Source organism: Pseudomonas sp. NPDC088890, assembly GCF_044900155.1.
Taxonomy (GTDB): domain Bacteria; phylum Pseudomonadota; class Gammaproteobacteria; order Pseudomonadales; family Pseudomonadaceae; genus Aquipseudomonas; species Aquipseudomonas urmiensis.
In genome coordinates, this window is record NZ_JBJDNG010000003.1 from 348,610 (window position 1) to 362,787 (window position 14,178).

General features: G+C 60.1%; 14 protein-coding genes and 3 tRNA genes. 11 read left to right on the top strand and 6 right to left on the bottom strand.

Features of this window, described 5'->3' with window-relative positions; translation table 11 throughout:
* The first annotated feature begins 14 nt into the window (after positions 1 to 14).
* The 3 genes from ACI2JX_RS09370 (at position 15) to mgtE (ending at position 2,096) form a co-directional block, all read left to right on the top strand.
* Positions 15 to 91, top strand: a tRNA-Arg gene (locus ACI2JX_RS09370).
* 73 nt (positions 92 to 164) lie between these two features.
* Positions 165 to 241, top strand: a tRNA-Arg gene (locus ACI2JX_RS09375).
* Between the two features lie 412 nt (positions 242 to 653).
* Positions 654 to 2,096 carry a magnesium transporter gene (gene mgtE / locus ACI2JX_RS09380; protein WP_186555922.1) on the top strand — a complete coding sequence of 481 codons (1,443 nt, stop codon included), beginning with the start codon at positions 654 to 656 and terminating at the stop codon, positions 2,094 to 2,096.
* A gap of 65 nt (positions 2,097 to 2,161) precedes the next feature.
* Here the strand turns inward: mgtE and ACI2JX_RS09385 are convergent, their stop codons facing one another.
* Entirely contained in the window at positions 2,162 to 2,488 is a 327-nt protein-coding gene (locus ACI2JX_RS09385; protein WP_003254499.1) for an Arc family DNA-binding protein, read from the bottom strand.
* Positions 2,489 to 2,833: 345 nt separating this feature from the next.
* Here ACI2JX_RS09385 and phnN point away from each other — a divergent pair, with 345 nt between their 5' ends.
* The 6 genes from phnN to ppk2 all read left to right on the top strand — a co-directional run bounded on the left by phnN (position 2,834) and on the right by ppk2 (position 6,523).
* Positions 2,834 to 3,445, top strand: coding sequence for a phosphonate metabolism protein/1,5-bisphosphokinase (PRPP-forming) PhnN (phnN, locus tag ACI2JX_RS09390; protein WP_404689951.1), 612 nt, complete (start codon positions 2,834 to 2,836; stop codon positions 3,443 to 3,445).
* A 113-nt stretch (positions 3,446 to 3,558) separates the two neighbouring features.
* Positions 3,559 to 3,635: transfer RNA gene (locus tag ACI2JX_RS09395), tRNA-Arg, on the top strand.
* A 123-nt stretch (positions 3,636 to 3,758) separates the two neighbouring features.
* A complete protein-coding gene (locus ACI2JX_RS09400; protein WP_404689952.1) occupies positions 3,759 to 4,130 on the top strand; it encodes a DUF3302 domain-containing protein in 372 nt (123 codons plus the stop codon).
* 3 nt (positions 4,131 to 4,133) lie between these two features.
* Positions 4,134 to 5,093: an HlyD family secretion protein gene (locus ACI2JX_RS09405; protein WP_264235091.1), complete on the top strand. Its 960-nt coding sequence runs from the start codon at positions 4,134 to 4,136 to the stop codon at positions 5,091 to 5,093.
* A 122-nt stretch (positions 5,094 to 5,215) separates the two neighbouring features.
* Positions 5,216 to 5,665 (top strand): YMGG-like glycine zipper-containing protein, encoded by a 450-nt coding sequence (locus tag ACI2JX_RS09410; protein ID WP_186555926.1) that lies wholly within the window; start codon positions 5,216 to 5,218, stop codon positions 5,663 to 5,665.
* 48 nt (positions 5,666 to 5,713) lie between these two features.
* Entirely contained in the window at positions 5,714 to 6,523 is an 810-nt protein-coding gene (ppk2, locus tag ACI2JX_RS09415; protein WP_264235090.1) for a polyphosphate kinase 2, read from the top strand.
* Positions 6,524 to 6,575: 52 nt separating this feature from the next.
* Here the strand turns inward: ppk2 and ACI2JX_RS09420 are convergent, their stop codons facing one another.
* A complete protein-coding gene (locus ACI2JX_RS09420) occupies positions 6,576 to 7,136 on the bottom strand; it encodes a hypothetical protein (RefSeq protein WP_404689953.1) in 561 nt (186 codons plus the stop codon).
* A gap of 218 nt (positions 7,137 to 7,354) precedes the next feature.
* On the opposite strand from ACI2JX_RS09420, the gene ACI2JX_RS09425 reads away from it, so the two are divergent.
* Positions 7,355 to 8,353 carry a diguanylate cyclase domain-containing protein gene (locus ACI2JX_RS09425; protein WP_404689954.1) on the top strand — a complete coding sequence of 333 codons (999 nt, stop codon included), beginning with the start codon at positions 7,355 to 7,357 and terminating at the stop codon, positions 8,351 to 8,353.
* A 58-nt stretch (positions 8,354 to 8,411) separates the two neighbouring features.
* Here the strand turns inward: ACI2JX_RS09425 and lpdA are convergent, their stop codons facing one another.
* Genes lpdA through ACI2JX_RS09445 form a run of 4 tightly spaced genes read right to left on the bottom strand, consistent with a single transcriptional unit; the run spans position 8,412 to position 13,361 of the window.
* Positions 8,412 to 9,791, bottom strand: coding sequence for a dihydrolipoyl dehydrogenase (lpdA, locus tag ACI2JX_RS09430; RefSeq protein WP_404689955.1), 1,380 nt, complete (start codon positions 9,789 to 9,791; stop codon positions 8,412 to 8,414).
* A gap of 2 nt (positions 9,792 to 9,793) precedes the next feature.
* Entirely contained in the window at positions 9,794 to 11,068 is a 1,275-nt protein-coding gene (locus ACI2JX_RS09435; protein ID WP_404689956.1) for a dihydrolipoamide acetyltransferase family protein, read from the bottom strand.
* A complete protein-coding gene (locus ACI2JX_RS09440) occupies positions 11,069 to 12,127 on the bottom strand; it encodes an alpha-ketoacid dehydrogenase subunit beta (RefSeq protein ID WP_186555931.1) in 1,059 nt (352 codons plus the stop codon).
* 1 nt (position 12,128) lies between these two features.
* Positions 12,129 to 13,361 carry a 3-methyl-2-oxobutanoate dehydrogenase (2-methylpropanoyl-transferring) subunit alpha gene (locus ACI2JX_RS09445; RefSeq protein WP_404689957.1) on the bottom strand — a complete coding sequence of 411 codons (1,233 nt, stop codon included), beginning with the start codon at positions 13,359 to 13,361 and terminating at the stop codon, positions 12,129 to 12,131.
* A 197-nt stretch (positions 13,362 to 13,558) separates the two neighbouring features.
* On the opposite strand from ACI2JX_RS09445, the gene bkdR reads away from it, so the two are divergent.
* Positions 13,559 to 14,044, top strand: a complete 486-nt coding sequence (gene bkdR, locus ACI2JX_RS09450; protein WP_027593063.1) for a Bkd operon transcriptional regulator BkdR — start codon at positions 13,559 to 13,561, stop codon at positions 14,042 to 14,044.
* Positions 14,045 to 14,178 lie beyond the last annotated feature (134 nt).

Genomic DNA, 14,178 nt, shown 5'->3' on the forward strand with positions numbered 1-14,178 from the left:
AAAACTACCAACTTGGACTCATAGCTCAGCTGGATAGAGTACTCGGCTACGAACCGAGCGGTCGCAGGTTCGAATCCTGCTGAGTCCACCATATAGCACGGCGATTGTGCTTGCACGGTCGCCTTGTTTCAACCAGTGGTAACCTGGTCTAAAACTACCAACTTGGACTCATAGCTCAGCTGGATAGAGTACTCGGCTACGAACCGAGCGGTCGCAGGTTCGAATCCTGCTGAGTCCACCATATACAGCAAAAAGCCCGCTTTTATAGCGGGCTTTTTGTTTTCCGCTATTCACTGAATTGTCAGTGATGTCCAGCTAGACTCTCAGATAAGCCCACTAGGGCTGCAGCGCTTAGCCAGGCAATCATTACCTCACGGCTTGAGCATTGTCCTTGTGCTTTTTTATAGGCAGCCGCCGTCGCACTGATGGCTTCGAGCGTTGTCATAGCTTTATCGCGCAAACGATTGTTCTTGCCAAAAATTTAAGCGATCTGACAGCTTTTGCAGTGTATGATTGCGCCCGTCAGCCCCGCCGGGGCTTGTGGAATACCACCATGGACTTACCCAGTAGTTACTCCCTAACACGATTTGCCAAGTTAGATCTGACCGATTGATTCCCCCGGCGTGCTCCGCTGCTGGGAGTGGAGTTCGCCTATGACCGAAGTAGAAGTAAAGAAAGCCCAAGAGAGCCTGCAGGATCGCCTGGCTCAGGTGATCGATCTATTGCAGCGCCAGCGGGTAGTTGAAGACCTGACTCATCGTCAGGAAGGTCATCACCATGACCTGGTGGAAAATCTTGTCCACCGCCAGAATCTGGTTGAGCTGCAGCGCAAGCTCGACGATCTGCACCCTGCCGACATCGCCTACATTCTCGAAGCCCTGCCGCTCGACGACCGTCTGACCGTATGGCAGCTGGTTCGCTCCGAGCGCGATGGCGACATCCTCCTTGAGGTATCCGACGCGGTCCGTCAGACCCTGATCGCCGACATGGACGATCACGAGCTGCTCGCCGCCGCCAAGGAGATGGACGCTGACGAACTGGCGGACCTCGCTCCTGAGCTGCCGCGTGATGTCGTTCATGAGCTGATGGAAACCCTCGATGCCCAGCAGCGCGAACGCGTCCGTTCGGCCCTGAGCTACGATGAGGAGCAAGTGGGTGCGCTGATGGACTTCGAGATGGTCACCATCCGCGAAGACGTCAGCCTTGAGGTGGTATTGCGTTACCTGCGCCGTCTCAAAGAGCTGCCTGGCCACACCGACAAACTGTTCGTAGTCGACTACGACGGCATCCTCAAGGGCGTGCTGCCGATCAAGCGCCTGCTGGTCAACGACCCGGACAAGCAGGTGGCCGAAGTAATGGCGACCGATCCGGTGTCGTTCCATCCGGACGAAGATGCCTACGATGCGGCCCAGGCCTTTGAGCGTTACGACTTGGTTTCTGCGCCGGTGGTAGACAAGAGCGACCGCCTGATCGGCCGTCTGACCATCGACGAAATGGTCGACCTGATTCGTGAGGAGAGCGAGAGCGAAGTCCTCAACATGGCCGGTCTGCGCGAAGAGGAAGACATCTTCGCCTCGGTCTGGCGTTCGCTGCGCAACCGTTGGGCGTGGCTGGCGATCAATCTGGTGACTGCGTTTCTCGCTTCGCGGGTGATCGGACTGTTCGAAGGTTCCATCGAGAAACTGGTGGCGCTCGCGGCATTGATGCCGATCGTGGCGGGCATTGGCGGCAACTCGGGCAACCAGACCATCACCATGATCGTCCGCGCCATGGCCCTGGACCAAGTCAGCCCTGGCAACACCGCGCGGCTAATGCGCAAAGAGCTGGCGGTTTCTCTGATAAACGGCCTGATCTGGGGTGGGGTGATCGGGGCGGTGGCGTACTGGCTCTACGGTAGCTGGTCACTCGGGCTGGTAATGACCGGGGCGATGACCTTGAACCTGCTGTTGGCAGCATTGATGGGCGTATTGATTCCAATGACCCTGGCACGTCTGGGGCGCGACCCGGCAATGGGCGCGAGCGTGATGATCACTGCAGTGACCGACAGTGGTGGTTTCTTCATCTTCCTTGGCTTGGCCACCTTGTTCCTCATGTGAGTGAACAAACTCCAGACGAAAAAAAGCCAGCATAAGCTGGCTCTTTTTTTGATCGCTGGAAGGGGTCAGGACGCGTCAGCGGCCATCTCCACGTCGTGGGCGATCAGTGCCACCAGGGCATTCTGCTGGCGGTGAGAGAGCTGCCGGAAGCGCTGCAACAGCTCGCGCTCGTGCAGGCTCAGCTCGGGGCTATCCAAACGCATGCTCAGCTCGTCGCCCAGTGCGCCTTCCTGGATAAGGCTCTGTTCCAGGCGGGCGATGATCTCGGAGTTCATGCTGCGGTGATGGTTGCGGGCTACCTCGGCAATGCGCTCACGCATCCCGTCAGGCAGGCGGACGACAAACTTGTCAGCGGTGCGGCTCGAATAGATAGCCTGTTTCATTGGGCGCATATAAATTGACCGGTTTACTGGTTCAGGGGAAGCGGTTCTCAAATTGGCCGCACGGTGGAAGTACGACCGTGGCGACGACAAAATGTTCAACCGTGATGTAATTTTGGGTGCTCATCTTGCCTCAATGTCGCCGTTTCCTTGGCGTCAATTCTGTGACAAATAGTGATCCGGATAAAGGCTTTTTGCCAGTACCAATTATCAGAAATGAGCACTGGTTTGAAAAGTTTTGCTTTAGTCGGATGGTCTTTGACGTCAGACCTTTGTCGGCAAAATCTGGTAACGGTCGGCAAAGGCAGGGGAAAACACCTAGAATGCGCAGGTTCCCTACTAGAGAGCATAGTGGCTATGCAATATGACGCAAGCGGCGTTCCGACTAAGCCAGGGCGCCTGATATTCCTGATTGGACCCTCTGGATCGGGAAAAGATTCCCTGATTGACGCCGCTCGCGCGAAATTGACTACACACGGCGTCGAAGTTGTCCGTAGGGTCATTACCCGCTCGGCCGAGGCCAAGGGCGAATCAGCTCACGGCGTGACCCAGGAGCAATTCGAAGCAATGCGCGAGGCGGGGCAGTTTGCCATGCATTGGCGTGCTAATGGCCTTGCATACGGCATTCCTGCTCAGATTGATCGTTGGTTGGAGGCGGGGCATCACGTTTTGGTCAATGGCTCGCGTGCTTACCTGGCTGAGGCCCGTCGGCGCTACCCTGATCTACTGGCCATTCGCCTGGATGTTGCTCCGCAGGTGCTACGGCAACGGCTGCTGGCGCGCGGTCGGGAAACGCTCGAAGAGATCGAGCGCCGCCTGCAACGTAATGCCCAGTTAGCCAAGCAGGACGATCAGAGTGTGCAGGTGCTGGATAACTCGGGCACGTTGCACAAGGCGGTGATGGGATTATTTGACTTGTTGCATCAGCAGGGCTTGCTTGAGGCCGTAGAGCAGGGCCACGCCTGTTAGAACTCAGAGAAAGGGATTACCTGCAAAAAGCCCGAATCAAGCATGACAAACGCCAGCCTGCTGGTTAACATGCTCGCCGTCACGCCCGTTCGTCAGTCATTGACGGCAACTGTGTCTCAGTAGCTCAATTGGATAGAGCATCCCCCTCCTAAGGGGAAGGTTGGCAGTTCGAACCTGCCCTGGGACACCATATAATCTCTATCGCTCGTCTTTTTTGCCTTTGACGCTGGTTCCAGCGACTCAGCCTAATAGTTAGGCCAAGCTTGTCTAAACTGCTTCCACCACATCTCTCTTTTGGATGTACGGAGCAGCCATGCTTGATTACTTCGCACTCGGTGTGTTGATTTTCGCAGGTCTGGTGTTGTTCTACGGCATCATCGTGCTGCACGACATCCCTTACGAAATTGCCGTTCATCGCAACCATCCGCACCAAGACGCTATCCACGCCACCGGTTGGGTCAGCTTGTTCACCCTGCACGCGTTATGGCCGTTCCTGTGGATCTGGGCAATGCTCTACCGCGAGGATCGCGGCTGGGGCATTGGTACAAGCACAGGCTTGGATCGCCATAGCCCAGCAGCTGAGTTGCAGCAGCAGATCGTTGAACTGCAACAGCGTGTGGCGCATCTGGAAGCGAGGCAGGCCAACCCTCGAGACAGTGAGTACGAGTCCGGCGGGGCGATCTAGACCATGGACCTGCTGCTGATCCTCACCTACGCCGCGATCTGCATTGCCATCTTCAAGCTGTTCAACATTCCGCTGAACAAGTGGACTGTGCCCACCGCCGTATTGGGCGGTGTGGTGATGATCGGCGCACTGATTTTCACCATGAACTACAACCACCCTTATTCGGAGGTGGCGCGTTCTTATTTCGTTTCAGTGCCGGTGGTGCCAGTGGTCAGCGGCAAGGTGATTGATGTGCCGGTCAAGGGCAACGAGCTCTTGCAGGAGGGCGATGTACTGTTTCGCATTGATCCCGCGCCTTTTCAGTACCGCCTGCAATCGCTCAAGGCCCAGCAGGTGGCGGCAAGGGGCGATCTGTTTCGCATTAACGAGCTGATCAAGCGCAATTTCGGCACCCGGCGTGAGCAAGAAGCAGCGCTGGCCCGGGTCGGCGACCTGCAGGCGCAGATCGACAATGCCCAGTTCGAGCTGGACAACACCGTGGTACGCGCCCCGAGCAAGGGCTTTGTCACCCATGTGTCACTGCGGCGCGGGATGATGGCGACGCGTTTGCCACTTCGCCCGTCGATGGTGTTCATCCCGCAGGAGGGCCAGTACTTCGCTGCGTGGATGCGCCAGAACAGCCTGCTGCGCCTGGTCGCGGGCGATGAAGCGGAAGTGGCGTTCGATGGCATCCCGGGCAAGGTGTTCAAAGGCCGGGTGAAGAGTGTCATCACGGTAATTGCCGAAGGCCAGGTGCAGCCTTCTGGCACGCTGGTGAGCTACACCGGCTCGCCACCGCCTGGGCGGGTGCCGGTGATCATCGAAATCACCGATCCGGCGTTTGCCCAGTACAGCGCGCAGATGCCGGGCGGCGCTTATGGCCAGGCGGCGATCTACAGCAAGCACTTCGAACACATCGGCACCATGCGTAAGATTCTTCTGCGCATGTCGGCCTGGATGAACTACATCTTCCCGTTCCATTGATGGCAACGCCGACCCTCTGCACACCGCTGGGCGGTAGATGCAGGCAGGGTAGGTGGCGCGACCTACACTGAACCAGGCTGTTTCCTCTCACCCGCTTTCAGGCGCAGGTTGCAAAAATCATCATGCTCAGGCCATCGTCGCTCAGCCTTTTTATCGCCTTGCTGCTGGCTAGTGCCCAAGGGGTAGCCGAATCTGTGGTGCCCTTGCGCGGCCAGAACTCACAGCAGACTCAAGCTGACATCAGTGAATGCCACTCCATTGCCAACAGCGCCAGCAGCACCCCGCCTGCCTCGGGTGGTCGGCTCAGAGGTGCGGCGGTCGGCGCCACGGCCGGGGCAGTCGGCGCCCAGGTTCGCGGCAACCAACACGAAGAAGTCTATGACCGTATCGACGATGACGTGAAACAGGAGTACCGACAAAACCGCGCACGCGAGACTGCGGCTGCCGGTGCTGTAGTGGGTGGCGCCAGGCAGCGCCAGGAACGTCGCCAGCAACGCCATAACGCTGAATCGACCAATGCCAGCGCGTACACCAGCTGCCTGCAAGGCAAGGGCTATCAGGTCACGCCTTGAGTGCAGCGACCCGCAGCACCCAGCCACGTGTCACCAGGAGGTATTGGCATGTCCAAGAGCAAGAAAGGCAAACCGCAGAAGGGCGAGAAACTGAAGAACAAGGACTACCTCGAACACCTGCGTCATCTGCATGTCGAGTTGGTCAAGTTGCAGGAGTGGGTCAAAGCCAAGGGCATCAAGGTCTGCATCATCTTCGAAGGCCGTGACGGTGCGGGCAAGGGCGGGACCATCAAGGCCCTGACCGAGCGGGTTAGCCCACGCGTGTTTCGGGTAGTGGCCCTGCCAGCACCGAACGACCGGGAAAAAAGCCAGATGTACCTGCAGCGCTATCTGCCGCATTTGCCTGCCGCAGGAGAGGTAGTGATCTTCGATCGCAGTTGGTACAACCGCGCCGGCGTCGAGCGGGTCATGGGTTTTTGCACCCAGGAGCAGGCCGAGAGCTTTCTCAATGCCGTGCCAAGCGTGGAGCGGGCGATCATTGATTCGGGGGTGATACTGCTCAAGTACTGGCTGGAAGTCAGCGAGCAGGAGCAGACCCGACGCCTTGAGGCGCGCATCGAGGATGGGCGGAAAATATGGAAGCTGTCGCCAATGGACCTTAAGTCCTACAGCCGCTGGTATGACTATTCGCGCGCACGGGACGAGATGTTCAGAGCGTCTGACACCGGCCATGCCCCCTGGTTTGTCGCTGACTCAAATGACAAGCGCCGCGCCCGCCTCAACATCATTGCCGATCTGCTCAGCCGAATCCCGTACAAGGACGTGCCACGCGAGAAAGTGAAGTTGCCCAAGCGGCAGAAACCCGGGAACTATCGCGAGTCGGATTATCAGTTCAAGCGCGTAGCAGAAAAATTCTGAGTGCTAACGGGTAGGGGCGGGCGTATCCGTTTACGCTGCCCCGGCCAGCCTATCAGCTGGCCATGACGTGCAGGTGATCCTTGTGTTGTTCTGCGCTCTGGGCCGCGGCCGGATTCGATCCCGGATCAGCTGCCGCCGTATTCAGGGCCTGTTGCTGAAGCTTGGCCTGGGTCTTGAGCTCGATGTCCTCTTTCAGTCGCTGGGCGATCTGGTCAAGGATCTTCTGCTTTTGTTCTGGCGGCAGGGCCTCGAACTCCTCAGGGGTCAGGCCGAGCTGCGCAAGAATCTTCTCCTGGATTTTCTCCTCCGGGGTCTTGCTCATGTAGTCGCGAAACTCCTGCAGCGCGTTACTGCCGTCCTGCGTGCCGATACTGGCCTGCTGGCGGGCGCTGATATCAGGATTTTGCAGCGCTACCTTGAGCTTGGCGAAGGCTTCCTCGCGAGCATCTTCAGCGTTTTGCTGTGAGGTGTTGGCTTGGCTGTTGTGCTGGCCGGTGGTGTTGGTTGCGACGGTCTGGCGTACCGGCATGACCTCGGCCAGGGCCTGTTCGTTAGCGATACGGCTTTGTGGCTGTACAGCATTCTGCCAGCCCAGCCCATTGAGGCTGATCATCGTGACTCCTCCTTGGAATATCAAAGGCAGGGCAGAAGGGGCAAAAGCTGTGCCAGCCTGGGAATACGGCTAAATAGCCCATCGGGAGTATTCCAGCCGCCACCCCGGTAGGAATATGCTTGCCACGCACAGGAACAGGATTGCCGCCAGCGGCAAAAGCAATGTTGCTCAGTAGCCCCGCACAGGGGCGCAGTTGCTGGACACTACGGAGAGCGTCCATGAGTCAGGAATCAAGGCCGGTGCCTGCCGGCTTCAGTGAACAGCAGTTGCACACCCTGTTCGAGCTGATCAGCGATGGTATCTGGGATTGGGATGCCAATAGCGGCTACGTCTATCGAAATCCTGGTTGGTACGCCATGTTGGGTTACCAGAGCCATTCGCTGGATAACAGCGTGCTGACCTGGGAAAGCGTGATCCACCCTGAAGATTATCCACGGGTGATGGCGCACTTCGAGGCCTACATCAACCAGCGCAATGAACATTACCGGATCGAGTACCGCTGCCGCTGCCAGGATGGCAGTTACCTGTGGATCGAAGACAGCGGCCATATCATTGCCCACAACCCGGACGGCTCGGTGGCGCGCATGCTCGGTGCCCATCACAACATCGATGCGGGCAAGCGCCTGGTGGCCGAACTCGAACAGAAAAACCATAGCCTGGAAGCCCAGGTCGCCGAGCGCACCCGCGAGCTGTCCTGGGTCAACCAGCAGCTGCAACGCCAGCTGGATGAAAACCGTGAACTGGCTGAACGCGATGCGTTGACCAGAATCGCCAACCGCTATCGGCTGGAAAAGGCCTTGCAGCAAGAATGTGAACGGGCGCGACGCTTTCGTCAGCCGTTTTCCCTGCTCGCCATGGACGTCGATGATTTCAAACCGATCAACGATCGCTATGGCCATGCCCGTGGCGATGCGGCATTGATCGAATTGGTCGAGCGCATTCGCCTGTGTTTGCGCGAGCAAGACCTGTTGGCCCGTTGGGGCGGTGATGAGTTTGCCGTGGTCTTGGCGCAAACGTCCTTGAATGAAGCGCTTGAGCTCGCTGCGAAGATTCGCCGGGCACTGGAGCAGATCGAGCCGGTCGGCGATTGCCGCCTGACCCTCAGTTACGGTGTGGTGCAGTGCCAGCAAGGCGAAGACCCAGCTGGGCTGCTCGGGCGAGCCGATAAAGCCCTGTACCGCGCCAAGGCAGCAGGTAAGAACGTCATCAGCGAATAAAAAAAGACCCGCGGCGCAGCTAGCGCAGCGGGTCAAATCGGCCTTCGCCGCTTCAGTGTCAGATGTGCAGAGCCTGGCCCAGCGCCCTCAATGCGGTTTCCTGGACCGCTTCACCCAGGGTCGGGTGGGCGTGGATGGTGCCGGCGATGTCTTCCAGGCGAGCGCCCATTTCCAATGATTGGGCAAATGCAGTCGACAGCTCCGAAACGGCTACGCCCACGGCTTGCCAGCCGAGGATCAAGTGGTTGTCGCGCCGAGCCACCACGCGCACGAAGCCCGTTTTCGATTCCAGGGTCATGGCTCGGCCGTTGGCCGCGAACGGGAACTGCGCGACGATGCAGTCCAGCCCTTGCTCGCTGGCCTGCTCCGGCGTCTTGCCGACCACCACCAGTTCCGGATCGGTGAAGCATACTGCGGCAATCGCGGTGGGCTCGAAGCGTCGCGTGTGGCCGGCGATCAACTCAGCGACCATCTCGCCCTGGGCCATGGCCCGATGGGCAAGCATGGGTTCGCCGGCCAAGTCGCCAATCGCCCAGACGTTGCGCATGCTGGTTTGGCAGCGCTCATCCACGGCCACCGCAGCGCCCTTCATCTGCAACCCCAGGCTTTCCAGGTTGAAGCCCTGGGTGCGCGGCCTGCGACCCACCGCCACCAGGACTTGGTCAGCTTCGACCCGCAGTTGCTGCCCTTGGCTATCACGGGCCAGCAGGCAACCGTTTTCGTAGCCCTCGACGCTATGGCCCAGGTGCAGGCTAACGCCCAGCTTCTTCAGCGATTCGGCCACTGGTGCAGTCAGCTCAGCATCGTAAGTCGGCAAGATGCGCTCGCGCGCTTCCACCACGCTGACCTGCACGCCTAGCTTGCGGTAGGCGATGCCCAGTTCCAGGCCGATATAGCCACCGCCGACCACCACCAGGTGCGTGGGCAGCGCCTTGGGTGCCAGTGCCTCGGTCGAGGAGATGATCGGCCCGCCGAGCGGCAGCATCGGCAATTCGACGCTGCTCGATCCTGTGGCCAGCAGCAGGTGATCGCACTGGATACGCTGGCCATCGACTTCGACACTCTTGCCGTCGAGGATTTTCGCCCAGCCATGAATCACCGTAACGCCATTCTTTTTCAGCAAGGCCGCGACGCCGCTGGTCAGGCGGTCGACAATGCCGTCCTTCCAGGCCACGCTGCGGGTGATGTCCAGGCGCGGCGCAGAAACACTGATGCCCAACGCTGATTGCGCGCTGTGCTGGCAGGTCTGGTGATACTGCTCGGCCACATGGATCAGCGCCTTGGACGGAATGCAGCCGATGTTCAGGCAGGTTCCGCCCAACGCCTGGCCTTCGACCAGCACGGTAGGGATGCCCAGTTGCCCGGCGCGGATGGCGGCGATGTAACCACCCGGGCCGCCACCGATGATCAGCAGGGTCGTGTTGATAATCTGTTGCATGCTCACTCCACGAACAGGCAGGCGGGCTGTTCCAGCAGGCCGCGCACGGCCTGGATGAACAGGGCGGCATCCATGCCATCGACCACCCGGTGGTCGAACGAGCTGGACAGGTTCATCATCTTGCGCACGACGATCTGGCCGTCGATCACCACCGGCCGTTCGACCATGCGGTTGACGCCGACGATCGCCACTTCCGGAGTGTTGACCACCGGCGTGCTGACGATGCCGCCCAGGGCGCCCAGGCTGGTCAGGGTGATGGTCGAGCCGGACAGTTCTTCGCGACTGGCCTTGTTGTTGCGCGCCGCATGGGCCAGGCGAGTGATCTCGCTGGCGTTGCCCCACAGGTTGCCCGCTTCGGCGTGGCGCAGCACTGGCACCATCAGGCCGTTATCGCCCTGGGTGGCGATACCGACGTGGACCGCACCATGGCGGGTGATGACCTGGGCTTCGTCGTCGTAGGTGGCGTTGATCTGCGGGAAATCGCGCAGGGCCACGACCATGGCGCGTACCAAGAACGGCAACAGGGTCAGCTTGCCGCGGCTATCGCCGTACTTTTGGTTGAGCTGCTGGCGCAGCGCTTCCAGGGCGGTGACGTCGATCTCCTCGACATAGCTGAAATGCGCGACCCGGCGCTTGGCGTCCTGCATGCGTTGGGCGATCTTGCGGCGCAGGCCGATCACCGCCACCTGCTCGCTGTCGGTGCGTTTGGCGTAACCGCTGGGCGCTTGACCTGCGCTGCTGTGTGGCTTGCTCATGAAGCCATCGAGGTCTTCGTGCAGGATGCGTCCGGCAGGCCCGCTGCCATGTACATAACGCAGTTCGATACCGGCATCCAGTGCGCGCTTGCGCACAGCCGGGGAGGCCAGCGGTTTTTCATTGGCCTGGCGCGGCACGATAGGCGCCGCAGCAGCGCTACTGGCCGGCTGGCTGGCCACGGCGGCTGGCTCGGGGCGCAGCTCAGGCGTGCTCGCAGCGGGCGCCGGGGCTGGCTGTTGCGCAGGCTTGGCCTGCGGTGCGTCGACGTGGTTGCCGCTGCCCTCGACTTCAATGCGGATCAGCTCGCTGCCCACCGCCATGACTTCGCCAGGTTGGCCGCCAAGGGCCAAGACCTTGCCGCTGACCGGCGAGGGGATTTCCACTGTAGCCTTGTCGGTCATGACATCGGCGACTACCTGATCCTCGGCGATCACATCGCCGACCTTGACGAACCATTCCACCAACTCGACCTGCGCGATGCCTTCACCGATGTCCGGCATCTTGATGACGTGCGTGCCCATTCAGACCTCCATGACCCGTTTCAATGCCGCACCTACCCGTGAAGGGCCTGGGAAGTAAGCCCATTCCTGCGCGTGAGGGTAGGGGGTGTCCCAACCGGTGACGCGCTCGATCGGCGCTTCGAGGTGATGGAAGCAGTGCTCTTGAACCAGCGATACCAACTCGGCGCCAAAGCCGCAGGTGCGGGTGGCTTCGTGGACCACCACGCAGCGGCCGGTCTTCTTCACCGACTCGACGATGGTGTCCAGGTCCAGCGGCCACAGGCTACGCAGGTCGATGACTTCCGCGTCGACGCCGGTTTCCTCGGCGGCGACTTGCGACACGTACACGGTGGTGCCATAGGTCAGTACGGTAACGTCGTTACCCGGGCGAGTGATCGCCGCCTTGTCCAGTGGCACCGTGTAGTAACCATCCGGCACCGCGCTCTGGGCGTGCTTGGACCAGGGCGTAACCGGGCGGTCGTGGTGGCCGTCGAACGGGCCGTTGTACAGGCGTTTGGGTTCAAGGAAGATCACCGGATCGTCGCATTCGATCGAGGCGATCAGTAGCCCTTTGGCGTCATATGGGTTGGAGGGCATCACGGTGCGCAGGCCGCACACTTGGGTGAACATCGCCTCTGGGCTCTGGCTGTGGGTCTGGCCACCATAAATGCCACCGCCACAGGGCATGCGCAGGGTCAGTGGCGAAATGAACTCGCCGGCCGAACGGTAGCGCAGGCGGGCCATCTCCGAGACGATCTGGTCGGAGGCCGGGTAGAAGTAGTCGGCAAACTGGATTTCCACCACCGGCCGCAGGCCATAGGCGCCCATGCCCACGGCGGTACCGACGATGCCACTTTCGGAAATCGGCGCATCGAACACCCGCGATTTGCCGTACTTGGTCTGCAAGCCTTCGGTGCAACGGAACACGCCGCCGAAGTAGCCGACGTCCTGGCCGTAGATCACCACATTGTCGTCGCGCTCAAGCATGACATCCATGGCCGAGCGCAGGGCCTGGATCATGGTCATGGTGGTGGTGGACATGGCGGTTTCCAGGTCGATGCTGTTGTTGTGATCGTTCATCTCAGACCCCCAGCTCTTGGCGCTGACGGCGCAGGTGTTCGGGCATTTCCTTGTACACGTCCTCGAACATCGAGGCGGCGCTTGGGATATGTCCATCGCTCAAGGTGCCGAACTGTTCGGCGTCTTTCTGGGCCTTGAGAATCTCGGCTTCGAACTCGGCAGTCACCGCTTGATGTTCTTCCTCCGACCACTGGCCGATCTGGATCAGGTGCTGCTTCAAGCGAGCGATCGGGTCGCCCAGCGGGAAGTGGCTCCAGTCATCGGCGGGGCGGTACTTGGACGGATCGTCGGAAGTCGAGTGCGGGCCGGCGCGGTAGGTGACCCACTCGATCAAAGTCGGACCCAGGCCGCGACGGGCACGTTCAGCGGCCCAGCGCGAGGCAGCGTAGACGGCGATGAAGTCGTTGCCATCGACGCGCAGCGAAGCGATGCCACAACCTACGCCACGTCCGGCGAAGGTGGTCGACTCACCACCGGCAATGGCCTGGAAGGTGGAAATCGCCCACTGGTTGTTGACCACGTTGAGAATCACTGGCGCGCGGTAGACGTGGGCGAAGGTCAGGGCGGTGTGGAAGTCCGACTCCGCCGTGGCGCCGTCGCCGATCCAGGCCGAGGCGATCTTGGTGTCGCCCTTGATCGCCGACGCCATGGCCCAGCCGACCGCCTGTACGAACTGGGTGGCCAGGTTGCCGCTGATGGTGAAGAAGCCGGCTTCGCGGACCGAATACATGATCGGCAGCTGGCGGCCCTTGAGCGGGTCGCGGGTGTTCGACAGCAGCTGGCAGATCATGTCCACCAGCGACACGTCGCGGGCCATCAGGATGCTCTGTTGGCGGTAGGTCGGGAAGCACATGTCGCTGCGGTTCAAGGCCAGTGCCTGACCGCTGCCAATGGCTTCCTCGCCCAGGCTCTGCATATAGAAGGACATCTTCTTCTGGCGCTGGGCAACCACCATGCGGCTGTCGAAGATGCGCGTCTTGAGCATGGCGCGCATGCCTTGGCGCAGCACCTGCGGGTCAATGTCCTCGGCCCACGGGCCGACGGCCTTACCGTTTTCGTCCAAAACCCGGACCAGGCTCTTGGACAGGTCTGCGGTTTCGGCAGGCTCGACATCAATAGGGGGTTTACGTACCAGGCCTGCATCGTTCAGACGCAGGTAGGAAAAATCGGTCTGGCAGCCTGGCCGGCCGGTGGGCTCGGGCACATGCAAACGCAGGGGGGCGTACTCGTTCATGCTGTTTACGCTCGCTCGGATGTTGTTTTTGTGAGCTTTGAAGCGGTCGCCGCTGACTACTGGCTCGTGACTGGTAGGTCAGCGCTAATTACATGTTAGAGGGAGCTCAGGAGAATTTTTCTCTCAAGTTCATTGCGTTTGTCCTGAGGGGAAGATAAACATTCCGGATAAACACAAAAATCAGGTGATTTTGTCTCATGCGCAAACTCGATCGCACGGATATCGGCATTCTCAACAGCCTGCAGGAAAACGCCCGGATCACCAACGCGGAGCTGGCGCGCTCGGTGAACCTGTCACCGACGCCGTGTTTCAACCGGGTCAAGGCAATGGAGGAGTTGGGGGTGATTCGCCAGCAGGTGACCTTGCTCTCGCCTGAGGCGCTGGGGCTGGATGTGAATGTGTTCATCCATGTCAGCCTGGAGAAACAGGTCGAACAGTCGCTGCACCGCTTCGAGGAAGAGATCGCCGAGCGGCCTGAGGTGATGGAGTGCTATCTGATGACGGGCGATCCGGATTATCTGCTGCGGGTGCTATTGCCGAGCATCCAGGCGCTGGAGCGGTTTCTCGATTACCTGACGCGCTTGCCGGGAGTGGCCAACATTCGCTCCAGCTTTGCCCTCAAGCAGGTGCGCTACAAGACCGCCTTGCCGCTGCCGGCCAATGGCATGACCTTGCGTGAGTGATCTGACCCCCACGACTGTTCACTAAACCCGCATGTATCCGCAATCAGCTGCTTGATATTTTAAACACCCCCAGCCTATGTTGTGCTTGTCGCCGTCCCCGGCATACAAAAACGACAAGGATAGAGTCATGACGA